At 71.2% G+C, this 12,383-nt stretch carries 11 protein-coding genes; 10 read left to right on the forward strand and 1 reads right to left on the reverse strand.

Annotation, left to right across the window (positions count from 1 at the left end):
* Positions 1–7: 7 nt before the first annotated feature.
* The 10 genes from BGO15_RS08695 to aroB all read left to right on the forward strand — a co-directional run bounded on the left by BGO15_RS08695 (position 8) and on the right by aroB (position 10,938).
* Positions 8–1,297 carry a replication-associated recombination protein A gene (locus tag BGO15_RS08695; RefSeq protein WP_056209230.1) on the forward strand — a complete coding sequence of 430 codons (1,290 nt, stop codon included), beginning with the start codon at positions 8–10 and terminating at the stop codon, positions 1,295–1,297.
* 181 nt (positions 1,298–1,478) lie between these two features.
* On the forward strand, positions 1,479–2,108 hold the full coding sequence (rpsD, locus tag BGO15_RS08700) for a 30S ribosomal protein S4 (RefSeq protein ID WP_056518571.1): 630 nt from the start codon (positions 1,479–1,481) through the stop codon (positions 2,106–2,108).
* Positions 2,109–2,246: 138 nt separating this feature from the next.
* On the forward strand, positions 2,247–2,492 hold the full coding sequence (locus BGO15_RS08705) for an ATPase (RefSeq protein ID WP_045248077.1): 246 nt from the start codon (positions 2,247–2,249) through the stop codon (positions 2,490–2,492).
* A 61-nt stretch (positions 2,493–2,553) separates the two neighbouring features.
* Positions 2,554–5,214, forward strand: a complete 2,661-nt coding sequence (gene alaS / locus BGO15_RS08710) for an alanine--tRNA ligase (protein ID WP_056208956.1) — start codon at positions 2,554–2,556, stop codon at positions 5,212–5,214.
* Position 5,215: 1 nt separating this feature from the next.
* Positions 5,216–5,695, forward strand: coding sequence for a Holliday junction resolvase RuvX (gene ruvX / locus BGO15_RS08715; protein WP_045248180.1), 480 nt, complete (start codon positions 5,216–5,218; stop codon positions 5,693–5,695).
* Positions 5,688–7,229, forward strand: a complete 1,542-nt coding sequence (mltG, locus tag BGO15_RS08720) for an endolytic transglycosylase MltG (protein WP_056208957.1) — start codon at positions 5,688–5,690, stop codon at positions 7,227–7,229. The genes ruvX and mltG overlap by 8 nt, the downstream gene beginning before the upstream one ends.
* Positions 7,199–8,086: a shikimate dehydrogenase family protein gene (locus tag BGO15_RS08725; protein ID WP_333792752.1), complete on the forward strand. Its 888-nt coding sequence runs from the start codon at positions 7,199–7,201 to the stop codon at positions 8,084–8,086. Before mltG ends, BGO15_RS08725 begins: the two co-directional genes overlap by 31 nt.
* A gap of 4 nt (positions 8,087–8,090) precedes the next feature.
* Positions 8,091–9,335 carry a chorismate synthase gene (aroC, locus tag BGO15_RS08730; RefSeq protein ID WP_056518569.1) on the forward strand — a complete coding sequence of 415 codons (1,245 nt, stop codon included), beginning with the start codon at positions 8,091–8,093 and terminating at the stop codon, positions 9,333–9,335.
* Positions 9,332–9,862 carry a shikimate kinase gene (locus BGO15_RS08735; RefSeq protein ID WP_045248081.1) on the forward strand — a complete coding sequence of 177 codons (531 nt, stop codon included), beginning with the start codon at positions 9,332–9,334 and terminating at the stop codon, positions 9,860–9,862. The genes aroC and BGO15_RS08735 overlap by 4 nt, the downstream gene beginning before the upstream one ends.
* On the forward strand, positions 9,859–10,938 hold the full coding sequence (aroB, locus tag BGO15_RS08740) for a 3-dehydroquinate synthase (RefSeq protein WP_056208962.1): 1,080 nt from the start codon (positions 9,859–9,861) through the stop codon (positions 10,936–10,938). The genes BGO15_RS08735 and aroB overlap by 4 nt, the downstream gene beginning before the upstream one ends.
* A 54-nt stretch (positions 10,939–10,992) precedes the next feature.
* Here the strand turns inward: aroB and BGO15_RS08745 are convergent, their stop codons facing one another.
* The gene (locus tag BGO15_RS08745) at positions 10,993–12,324 is read right to left on the reverse strand and encodes an MFS transporter (RefSeq protein WP_056208965.1); all 1,332 of its coding nucleotides are present in this window, start codon (positions 12,322–12,324) and stop codon (positions 10,993–10,995) included.
* Positions 12,325–12,383: the final 59 nt, after the last annotated feature.

A 12,383-nucleotide genomic window follows, 5' to 3' on the forward strand; every position in this document is an offset into this window, starting at 1 on the left:
GGTGCGCATGCGCCCGACGTCGCTCGACGAGGTAGCGGGTCAAGGGCATCTGCTGCGTCCGGGGTCGCCGCTCGTGGCGCTCGCCTCGCCCGACTCCCGCAGCGCCGCCGCGGTGTCGGTCATCCTGTGGGGGCCGCCCGGCACCGGCAAGACCACGCTCGCGCAGGCGATCGCCCGCTCGTCGGGGCGCCGGTTCGTCGAGCTGTCGGCCATCACCGCGGGGGTGAAGGACGTGCGCGAGGTCATGCAGGACGCCCTGAACCAGCGCGACCTGTACGGGCAGTCCACGATCCTGTTCCTCGACGAGATCCATCGCTTCACGAAGGCGCAGCAGGACGCCCTGCTGCCGGGCGTCGAGAACGGCTGGGTCGTGCTGATCGCCGCGACGACCGAGAACCCGTCCTTCTCGGTCATCGCGCCTCTCCTGTCGCGCTCGCTGCTGCTGACGCTGCGCGCGCTCACCGACGACGACCTCGGGTCGCTCGTCGACCGCGCGGTCGCCGATCCGCGCGGGCTCTCCGGCGCGGTGGCGCTAGACGACGACGCGCGCGGCGCGCTGGTGCGGCTCGCATCCGGTGACGCGCGTCGGGCGCTGACCGCGCTGGAGGCGGCGGCGACGCTCGCGGCGGGGGCCGCGGCATCCGATGACGACGAGGCGACACCCCGGGTCACGGCCGAGCACGTCGCGGCGGCGGTCGACCGCGCGCTCCTGCGCTATGACCGGCAGGGCGACGAGCACTACGACGTGATCAGCGCCTTCATCAAGTCGATCCGCGGTTCCGATGTGGATGCCGCGATCCACTACCTCGCGCGCATGATCGAGGCGGGGGAGGACCCGCGGTTCATCGCCCGACGCCTCGTCATCTCCGCCGCCGAGGACATCGGCCTCGCCGATCCGCACGCGCTGCAGATCGCCGTCGCCGCCGCCGACGCGGTCGCGTTCATCGGCATGCCCGAGGGGCGCATCCCGCTCGCCGAGGCGACCGCGTACCTCGCGACGACCGCGAAGTCGAACGCGGCGTACCTGGCGATCGACGCGGCCATCGCCGACGTGCGGGCGGGGTCGTTCGGCGCCGTTCCGCCGCATCTGCGCGACGCGCATTACGCGGGCGCGAAGCGGCTCGGACACGGCAAGGGCTACGTCTATCCGCACGACACCGACCTCGGCGTCGCCGCACAGCAGTACCTTCCCGACCCACTGGTCGGGCGCCGCTATTACACGCCGACGGCGCACGGCCAGGAGCGCGACGTGCAGGCTCGGCTCGAGCGCATCCGGCGCATTCTGGGCGACGGATGACGAGGCCCGGCCGGCGCGGGGCGGTCTGGTAGCATGGACCGGCTCGAAACCGGTTTTCGGGCATCCCCTCCTTCCTGGAACACCTCACGGTGCGCCCCGGCGTGCACACCGAGAGGGCGGGAGAGGGAGATACGTCCGCGGGCCGTGAGAGACACGGCCGCGTCATCGGAAGGAACACTTCGTGGTCACGAAGTCCCAGGACCGCCGCAAGGTCCGCCTGTCCCGCGCCCTCGGCGTGGCACTCACCCCCAAGGCCGCCCGCTACCTCGAGAAGCGTCCCTACGCTCCGGGCGAGCACGGCCGCACCAAGCGCAAGGCCGACAGCGACTACGCCGTCCGTCTGCGTGAGAAGCAGCGTCTGCGCGAGCAGTACGGCATCCGCGAGAAGCAGCTGCGCATCGCGTTCAATGAGGCCCGCCGCACCGACGGCCTGACCGGTGAGAACCTGGTCGAGCTGCTCGAGATGCGTCTCGACGCGCTCGTGCTGCGCGCCGGCTTCGCCCGCACCACCGCCCAGGCCCGCCAGTTCGTGACCCACCGTCACATCCTGGTCGACGGCCAGATCGTGGACCGCCCGTCGTTCCGCGTGAAGCCCGGCCAGCTCATCCACGTCAAGGCCCGCAGCGAGGGCAGCGAGCCCTTCCAGGTCGCGGCCGCCGGCGGTCACGCCGACGTGCTGCCGGCCGTTCCGGGTTACCTCGAGGTCGAGCTCGACAAGCTCCAGGCGCGCCTCGTGCGTCGCCCGAAGCGCGTCGAGGTGCCCGTCACCTGTGACGTGCAGCTCGTCGTCGAGTACTACGCCGCACGCTGAGTCGCACCGAGAAGGGCGTCGGGGAAACCCGGCGCCCTTCTCGCATCTGCGCCGCCGGCGCCCGCCGACGGACACCACCCGTCGCCTACGATGGACCACGGACGTGAGAGTCGCGCCCGACGAGGAAGTGATCTGACTGTGAAGAACGTGCTCTGGTTCGTGCTCGGCGCCGCTGCCGGCTTCGTGGTCGCGCACGTCGTGAACAAGGATCCTCGCGGTCACGAGGTGCTCGCCGACATCGACGCGCGCATCACCGAGTTCACCGAACGCGTCACCGACGCGTACCGCGAGCAGCAGGCGCGCTTCGGCGAGACCGTCGGCGACGCCGTCCACGAGGCCGCCGAGGCCGTCGCGGATGCCGCCTCCCGGCCGGCGAACGACTGATCACCCCGAGACATCCGCGGGCCGGGCTCCGGCACCGCCCGTTCACCATGAGGACTCCCGCATGAAGACCGCCGAGATCGCGCAGCGCTACCTGGACTACTTCGAGCGCAACGGCCACACCATCGTGCCGTCGGCGTCCCTCGTCAGCGACGACCCGTCGATCCTGTTCACGATCGCGGGCATGGTGCCCTTCATCCCCTACCTCAACGGCACCGTTCCGCCGCCGTACCCGCGCGCCGCCGACGTGCAGAAGTGCATCCGCACGAACGACATCGAAGAGGTCGGCAAGACCGCCCGTCACGGCACGTTCTTCCAGATGCTCGGCAACTGGTCGTTCGGCGACTACTTCAAGGAAGGCGCGATCGGCTACGCGTGGGAGCTGCTCACCTCGAGCGAGGCCGACGGCGGCCTCGGGTTCGACGAGCGCGACCTGTGGGTCACCGTCTACGAGGACGACGACGAAGCCGCCTCGCTGTGGAAGAAGATCGCCGGACTCCCGGAGGAGCGCATCCAGCGCTTCGGCGCCGAGGACAACTACTGGTCCACCGGCCAGCCGGGCCCCGCCGGCCCCTGCTCGGAGATCTACTTCGACCGCGGCCCCAAGTACGGCCGCGACGGCGGCCCTGCGGTCGACGACAGCCGCTTCACCGAGATCTGGAATCTCGTGTTCATGCAGTACGCCATCACGAACGTGCGCTCGAAGACCGAGTTCGACGTCGTGGGGGAGCTCCCCAAGAAGAACATCGACACCGGCATGGGCCTCGAGCGTGTCGCGTTCATCAAGCAGGGTGTCGACAACATGTACGAGACCGACCAGGTGCGTCCGGTGCTCGACCGTGCCGTCGCGCTCTCGGGACGGCCGTACGGCGCCGTGCACGAGGATGACGTGCGCTACCGCGTCATCGCCGACCACATCCGCTCGTCGCTCATGCTGCTCTCCGACGGCGTCACGCCGTCCAACGAGGGACGCGGCTACATCCTGCGCCGGCTCATGCGCCGCTCGATCCGCGCGATGCGCCTGCTCGGCGTCGACGCCCCCACCTTCCCCGAGCTGTTCTCCGCGTCGCGCGATGCGATGAAGAGCGCCTACCCGGTCGTCGACGAAGACTGGGCGCGCATCTCGCAGTACGCGTTCGCCGAGGAGGAGACGTTCCTGCGCACGCTCGCGTCGGGGTCGACGATCCTCGATCTCGCGGTGACGCAGACGAAGGATGCCGGTGGCTCCGAGCTCGCCGGCAGCGAGGCGTTCCTGCTCCACGACACCTACGGCTTCCCGATCGACCTGACGCTCGAGATCGCCGAGGAGGCGGGCATCACCGTCGATCGCGACGGCTTCGACACCCTGATGCGGGAGCAGAAGGCACGCGCGAAGGCCGATGCGAAGTCCCGCAAGCGCGCCCTCGCCGACGTCAGCGTCTACGGCGACTTCCGCGCGAAGGGCGAGACCGTCTTCACCGGCTACACCGACCTCGAGACCGAGTCGTCGGTGCTCGGCATCCTCGTCGACGGCGTGCCGACCGACCGCGCGACCGAGGGCCAGATCGCCGAGGTCATCCTGCGGGAGACCGCGCTCTACGCCGAGTCGGGCGGACAGGTCGCCGACAAGGGCGTGATCGTCGGGCCCGGGTACGAGCTCGAGGTGCTCGACGTGCAGAAGCCCGTGCCCGGCCTTGTGAGCCACACGGTCGAGGTGACCCGCGGCGACGTCGGTCTCGGCGCCCCCGCGACATCCGTCGTCGACCGCGCGAACCGTCGCGCAGCACGTCAGGCCCACTCCGCGACGCACCTCGTGCACGCGGCCCTGCGCGACACGCTGGGGAAGACCGCGACGCAGGCGGGTTCGCTGAACCGCGCCGGCTACATGCGCTTCGACTTCTCGTGGAGCCAGGCGCTGTCGGCCGAGACGCGCACGGAGATCGAGGAGATCGCCAACAACGCGATCTACGACAACCTCGAGGTCACGACCCGCGTGCTGCCGCTCGCGGACGCCAAGGAACTCGGCGCGATGGCGCTGTTCGGCGAGAAGTACGGCGAGACCGTGCGGATGGTCGACATCGGCGGCCCGTGGTCGCGCGAGCTCTGTGCGGGAACCCACGTGGCCACGAGCGCTGAGATCGGGCTGATCTCGCTCGTCAGTGAGTCCTCGGTGGGCGCGTCCAACCGCCGTGTGGAGGCCCTCGTCGGGCACGACGCGTTCCGCGAGCTCGCGGCCGAACGAGCGCTGGTCGCCGAGCTGTCTGCGAACCTCAAGGCTCCGCGCGACCAGCTCGTCGCGCGCATCGCCGAGCTCGGCGCCAACCTGAAGGCCGCCGAGAAGAAGATCGCGGCGTTCGAGGCCGGCAAGCTCGCCGAGCGCGCCCCCGAGCTCGCCGCGTCGGCGACGACCACCGGACCGTTCCGCGTCGTGAGCGCCGCGATCGGCGCCGTCGGCTCGGCCGACGACCTGCGCACGGTGGCGCTTGCCGTTCGCGATCGACTCGGCGACGAGCCCGCCGTGATCGTGCTCGGCGCCGTGGCCGGCGACCGACCCGTCGTGATCGCCGCGACCACCGCCCGCGCACGCGAGGCCGGAGCCAAGGCGGGTGTGCTCGCGAAGACCGCGGCCGGCGTGCTCGGCGGCGGCGGCGGCGGGCGCGACGATGTCGCCCAGGGCGGCGGTACGGATGCCGCGCTCCTGCCCGATGCGCTCTCGGCGGCGGTTCGGGCTCTCGAGGTCGCGTGACGTGACGGGGTTCCGACGCGGCATCCGGATCGGCGTCGACGTCGGCACCGCCCGGGTCGGCGTCGCCCGCTGCGACCCGGACGGCTTGCTCGCGACCCCCGTGGAGACCGTGCCGCGCACAGACGCGGCCGTCGCCCGCGTGCGGGAGATCGGCGCGGAGTGGGACGCAATCGAGTTCGTCGTCGGGTTGCCCGTCGCGCTGTCGGGTCGGGAGACCGCGTCGACGGCGGATGCGCGCGAGTTCGCGGCGCAACTCGCCGCCTCCGGTGTGCCCGTGCGCCTCGTCGACGAGCGCCTGAGCACGGTCTCCGCGCACGCGGCCCTGCGTGGCTCCGGGCGTTCGCAGCGACAGTCTCGTAACATCGTCGATCAGGTCGCCGCAGTGATTCTCCTGCAGAACGCGATCGACACCGAGAAGCAGACCGGGCGCACCCCCGGGGCCGTCGTGCCCGCGCCCGAGGAGGCCACGCCGAATGACTGACGAGAAGAGCGCGGACGATCCGTTCTCGACCCTGTACTCGCAGCTGCCCGCCAACCGGCCGCGGACGAGTGCGACCGGCGAGACGCCCGCATCCGCCGAGCCGGGCACCGAGACGGCGCCGCTCACCCGCCGCGAGCTTCGCGAGCGACTGACCCGCGAAACCACCGGGCAGCAGCAGCCGGCGCCCGACGCCGCCCCCGTCAGCCCGACACCGGCCTCGTGGCCCCCGCGCGTGCCGAGTCAACCCGACGCGCTCCACCCCGCGAGCCTCACCGGCCTGACCCCGGCGCCCACCGCCGCCATGCCTCCGTCGGGAAGCACCCCACCGCCGGTCACTCGGCCGCCGGAGCGCACAGCTCCAGTCGGCGCCGCAAGAGCGTCCGCCCCCGGAGACCTCGCGGACCTCTTCACCGGGCGGGCATCGTCCGATACGGTCGGAGCCGTGCCGAAGAAGCCCTCGAAGCGACGTCGGCGCGCACGGGGGTGGATCGCCCTCGCCATCGTCGTGGTGCTGCTGGGGGGTATCGGCGCCGGTGGCGTGTGGGTGTGGAACACGTACGGCGACAAGGTGCGCTCGTTCATGGGATGGGAGGAGCCCGCGGACTATGCCCCCGGACTCGCCAACGGCGAAGCACTCCTCACGATCGCCTCGGGCGACACCGGCATGACGATCTCGACGAAGCTCTACCAGGCCGGCGTGACGAAGACGTCCTCGGTCTTCTACAACATGCTCGTGAAGTCGCAGCAGAACCCGAACTTCCAGCCCGGCGTCTACAAGCTGCAGAAGCAGATGACCGCCGCCGCCGCGCTCGCGGCGATCCAGGACCCCGCGAATCGCCAGCAGAACACGGCGCTCATCCGGGAGGGTCTCACGGTCAGCCAGATCGCCCAGGCGCTCTCCGACGATCTGGCCATCCCCCTGGCCGATGTGCAGGCAGCGGTGAAGACCCCGTCCGACTACGGCGTCAGTGCGGACTCCCTCGAGGGCTGGCTCTTTCCCGCCACGTACACCTTCGATCCCGGCACCACCGCGACGCAGGCCGTGAAGGCGATGGTCGACCGCACGAAGCAGTCGCTCCAGCAGGCGGGGGTTGCGGCATCCGATCAGCAGCGGATCCTCACGATCGCCTCGATCATCCAGCGCGAAGCCCGCCAGTCCGCCGACTTCTACAAGGTGTCCCGCGTCATCCAGAACCGCCTCGCCGATGGCATGAAGCTCCAGATGGACTCCACCGCCCAGTACGGCTACGGCGAGATGCACGACGGCAGCGTGAGCTCGTCGGCCGCGGCGTTGGCGGACAACAACCCCTGGAACACGTACGTGATCACGGGGCTGCCGAAGGGACCCATCTCCAATCCCGGGGACACGGCGATCGATGCGGCCGTGCACCCGGCAGACGGACCGTGGCTGTACTTCGTGACCGTCAACCTCGACACCGGTGAGACCGTGTTCTCCACCACCGATGCGGAGCATGAGGCCGCGGTGGCACAGTGGCGGTCCTGGTGCGCGCAGAACCCGAACTCGGGATGCTGACGCCGCCCCGCTGCGAGGTGTGGGGCGACCCGATCGCGCACAGCAAGTCGCCCGCGCTGCACCGCGCGGCCTACGCCGCCCTCGGCCTGGAGTGGAGCTACGACCGGCTCCGCGTCGATGAGTCGGCCTTTCCCGGCGCCCTCGGCGAGGCCGCGACGCGCGTGCGCGGACTCTCGCTCACCATGCCGCTCAAGGGCGTCGCCTTCGCCGCGGCCGGGCGACGCGACGACGACGCGACCACCACCGGGGCCGTGAACACCCTCGTGCGCACAGAATCAGGCTGGGACGGCTTCAACACCGACGTCGCCGGGCTCGTCGCGGTGCTGCGAGAGCTGGGCGTGTCCGAGCTGACGCACGCGCGCATCCTCGGCGGGGGAGCGACCGCGACCTCCGCCCTCGTTGCGCTGCACCGTCTCGGCGCCGACCGGGTGAGCGTCGTGACCCGCCGCCCCGGGGCTGCGGCGGCGCTCATCGACCTCGCCGCCACCCTCGGCGTCGAGGTGACCCCGGCGACGTTCGACGACGCCGACGCGACCCCCGTTCCCGTGACCGTCGCGACGATCCCCACCGACGCCGAGCTCCCCCCCGGGGTGGCCGCGCACCTCGCGGGGGCCGGCGGCATGCTCTACGACGTCGCCTACGGCACCTGGCCCACCCCGCTCTCCCGCGCGTGGGAGGCAGAAGGCCTGATCTCCGCCAACGGCCTCGGGATGCTGCTGCACCAGGCGGTGCGGCAGGTGAGCGCGTTCCTGCACGGCGATCCGGCGGTGCCGCTGCCCGATGAGGCCAGCGTCGTTGCTGCGATGCGCGCCGCCGTCACAGAGGCGGATGCGGTCGTCCCCGGCGTGGGAGACTAAGGGAATGCTCCGCGTGCTGACGGCCGGCGAATCGCACGGCCCCGAACTCGTCGCGCTCGTCGAGGGACTCCCGGCCGGTGTCCCCGTCTCGCGCGCCGCCATCCAGGCCGACCTCGCCCGACGCAAGCTTGGCTACGGTCGCGGATCGCGCATGAAGTTCGAAGAGGACGAGCTCACGATCTCCTCGGGCGTACGTCACGGCTACACCCTCGGCAGCCCCATCGCCGTGCGCATCGGCAACACCGAGTGGCCCAAGTGGGTCGAGGTGATGAGCGCCGAGCCGGTCGAGCTCACCGAGCGCTCCCGCGGCCGCGGCGCCGCCCTCACCCGCCCTCGTCCGGGACACGCAGACCTCGTCGGCATGCAGAAGTACTCGTTCGACGAGGCGCGCCCCATCCTCGAGCGCGCGAGCGCCCGTGAGACGGCCGCCCGCGTGGCTCTCGGAGCCCTCTCGCGCGCCTTCCTCGCCGAGCTCGGCATCCGGCTCGTCAGCCACACCCTGTCGATCGGACCCGTGCAGGTGCCCTCGGATGCCCCGTGCCCGACGCCCGACGACGTCGACAGCCTCGACGCCGACCCGCTGCGCTGCTTCGACCCGGAGACATCCGCACGCATGGTCGAGGAGGTCGACGACGCGAAGAAGGCGGGAGACACGCTGGGCGGCATCGTCGAGGTGCTCGCCTACGGACTGCCGCCGGGGCTCGGCTCCCATGTGCAGTGGGATCGGCGCCTGGACGCGAAGCTCGCGCAGGCGCTCATGAGCATCCAGGCCATCAAGGGCGTCGAGGTCGGCGACGGCTTCGAGACCACCCGACGCCGCGGGTCGGCCGCCCACGACGAGCTCTTCGTCGCCGAGGACGGCATCACCCGGTCGAGCGACCGCGCCGGCGGCACGGAGGGCGGCATGTCCACGGGCACGCTCCTGCGCGTGCGGGCCGGTATGAAGCCGATCGCGACGGTGCCGCACGCCCTGCGCACGATCGACGTCGCGACGGGCGACGCGGCCGCCGCACACCACCAGCGCTCCGACGTCTGCGCCGTGCCGGCGGCGGGCGTCGTCGCCGAGGCGATGGTGGCCATCGTGCTCGCCGACGTCGTGCTCGAGAAGTTCGGCGGCGACCACGTCGACGAGACCCGCCGCAACCTCGAGGCCTACCTCGCGCACATCCCCGACGCGCTCGCGACGGCGGGGGAGAGCGATGCCGCCCTCGCGGCGGTCGACGAGGTCGTCGACATCCCCCTCGGATGAGCGGGGTCGCTCCCTCGATCGTGCTGGTCGGCCCGATGGGCGCCGGGAAGACGAGCGTCGGCAGACGCGTCGCCCGCGCGCTCGAACGGCCGTTCCTCGACACGGACAAGATCATCACGCGCGACCACGGGCCGATCCCGGCGTACTTCGAGGCGCACGGGGAGACGGCGTTCCGAGCGATCGAGCGCACCGCGGTCGCCGAGGCCCTGACGACCGGCGGCGTCATCGCGCTCGGAGGCGGGGCGGTGCTGCACGAGGAGACCCGTGCCGACCTCGCCGCGCATCACGTCGTGCTGCTGACGGTAGCCCCGCACATCGTCGCGTCCCGCATCGTCGGCGACGATCGCCCCCTGCTCGCCGGCGACGACCCGATCGCCCGCTGGAACCGCATCTACGACGAGCGACGAGCCCTCTACGAACGGGTCGCCGACCTCACCCTCGACACCTCGCACGGCCCCCTGTCGGACGTGGTCGAGCGCATCGTCGCCTGGGACCGCGCCCGCCGGACGGAAGGATCCCCTTCATGAGCACCACCACGATCACCGTCGGCGGAGACGCCCCCTACGACGTGACGGTGGGCCGCGGCATCCTGCCCATCGTCGCCGAGGCCCTGCCCGCCACCGCCCGCAAGGTGCTCATCGTGCACCCGCCGACCCTCGCCGATCAGGCGGCTGCGCTGCGCGAGGTGCTGCGCGGCGACGGTGCGCGCGAGGTGCTGCTGGCCGAGGTGCCGGACGCCGAGCAGGGCAAGCGCGTCGAGGTCGCGGCGTTCTGCTGGCAGATCCTCGGGCAGGCCGATTTCACCCGCACCGACGCGGTCGTCGGCTTCGGCGGGGGAGCGGTCACGGACCTCGCGGGCTTCGTCGCTGCCACCTGGCTGCGCGGCGTCGCGATCGTGCAGGTGCCGACGACGGTGCTGGCGATGGTGGATGCCGCGGTGGGCGGGAAGACCGGCATCAACACCGCGGAGGGCAAGAACCTGGTGGGCGCCTTCTGGCCGCCGCGTGCGGTGATCTGCGACCTCGACCTCCTCGACGGTCTCAGCGCGCACGAGCGCACCGCCGGGTTCGCGGAGGTCGTGAAGGCCGGGTTCATCTGGTACCCGGAGATCCTCGATCTCATCGAGAAGGATCCCGCGGCCGTCGTCGATCCGGGCTCGGAGGCGTTCCGTCGATCGATCGAGCTCGCCATCGAGATGAAGGCACGCGTCGTCGGCGAGGACCTGCGCGAGGCGGGGCTGCGCGAGGTGCTCAACTACGGACACACTCTCGGTCACGCCATCGAGCACGCCGAGCGCTACCGCTGGCGCCACGGCGCGGCGATCTCGGTCGGCATGGTCTTCGCCGCCGAGCTGTCGCGTCTGGCCGGACGCCTCAGCGACGACGTCGCGAACCGGCACCGCTCGGTTCTGGAGTTGCTGGGTCTTCCCACCTCGTATCGCGCGGGCGCCTGGCCGCAGCTGCTGGCGACCATGCAGCGCGACAAGAAGACGCGGGGCGCCATGCTGCGCTTCATCGTGCTCGACGACCTCGCTCGTCCCACCGTGCTGCAGGCACCCGACGAATCACTGCTGTTCGCGGCCTATCAGGAGATCGGCTCCTGAGATGCGCAGAGCCCCGGCCGTCCGAAGGCGGTCGGGGCTCTGCGACAGCGGAGGTCAGGCCGCGACGTGCTCCCTCACGGTGACCGGGGCCGGACTGGCCTCCCCGAGGTCGGCGGTCGCGACATCCTTGGTCTCCCGTGCGGTGAGCGCGGCGCCCGCCGCGATGAGGGCGACCACGGCGGTGAACACGCTCGTCACGACCCAGCCACCCACCTGCACGCCGCCGAGGGCGGTCACGATGGTCGGTGCGAAGCCGGCGGCCAGGAACCCGAGCTGGGTGCCGATCGCCATGCCGGAGAAGCGCACGCGGGTCGAGAACATCTCGCCGTAGAACGCAGGCCAGACCGCGTTCGCGGCCGCGTAGCCGAACGAGAACGTGAGCACGGCGAGCACGAACGTCAGCAGCGCGTTGCCGCTCGACATCGACAGCATGTAGAAGGGCATCAGCACCGCCGAGGCCAGCGCCCCATAGATGAAGACGGGCTTGCGGCCGATGCGGTCGGCGAGGCGGCCGAACAGCGGCTGCGTGCCGAGGGCGAACAGGTTGGCGACGACGACCAGCCAGAGTGTGAGCGACGCGGCAAGGCCGACCTTCACGCCGTAGGCGATGGCGAGGTTGCCGAAGACAGTCGAGACCGCCGAGATGGTCGCGCACAGCACGACGCGGATCACGTCGCGCCAGTGGTGGCGCAGCAGCGGGATGAGCGGGAGCCGAGCGATCTCGCCGCGGGCCTTCGCCTGCTCGAACTCGGGGGTCTCGTGCAGCCGGCGACGGATCACCCACGCGACGAGCACGACCACCGCGCTGAGCCAGAACGGGATACGCCAGCCCCACGAGAACTTGATGTCGTCGGGAAGGGCCACGACGGGAACGAAGATGAGGGCCGCGAGGATCTGTCCGCCCTGGGTGCCGGTGAGGGTCCAGGAGGTGAAGAACGCGCGACGGTCATCGGGGGCGTGCTCCAGCGTGAGCGACGAGGCGCCGGCCTGCTCGCCGGCGGCCGAGAGTCCCTGCAGCAGTCGGGCGAGCACCAGCAGGATGGGCGCCGCCCAGCCGATCTGCGCATAGCCGGGGAGGCATCCGATCGCGAAGGTCGACAGTCCCATGAGCAGCAGCGTGAACATGAGCACGCGCTGACGTCCGACGCGGTCGCCGAAGTGCCCGAGGATGACGGCGCCGACGGGACGCGCGATGTAGGCGAACCCGAAGGTCGCGAACGACATGACGAGGGCCGCCTGGTCGTTGGAGGGGAAGAACACGCTCGGGAAGATGAGCGCGGCCGCGGAGCCGAACAGGAAGAAGTCGTAGTACTCGACGGCGCTCCCCATGAAGCTCGCGATGGCCGCGCGCACTGGGGTCTTCCGCGTCGTTGCGGGAGTGGACATGAGTCTCCTCTATCAGATGGGTGTTGTCGGGGGTAGGGGTGGGATGGAAGGAACGGATG

Source organism: Microbacterium sp. 71-23, assembly GCF_001897265.1.
Classification (GTDB): domain Bacteria; phylum Actinomycetota; class Actinomycetes; order Actinomycetales; family Microbacteriaceae; genus Microbacterium; species Microbacterium ginsengisoli.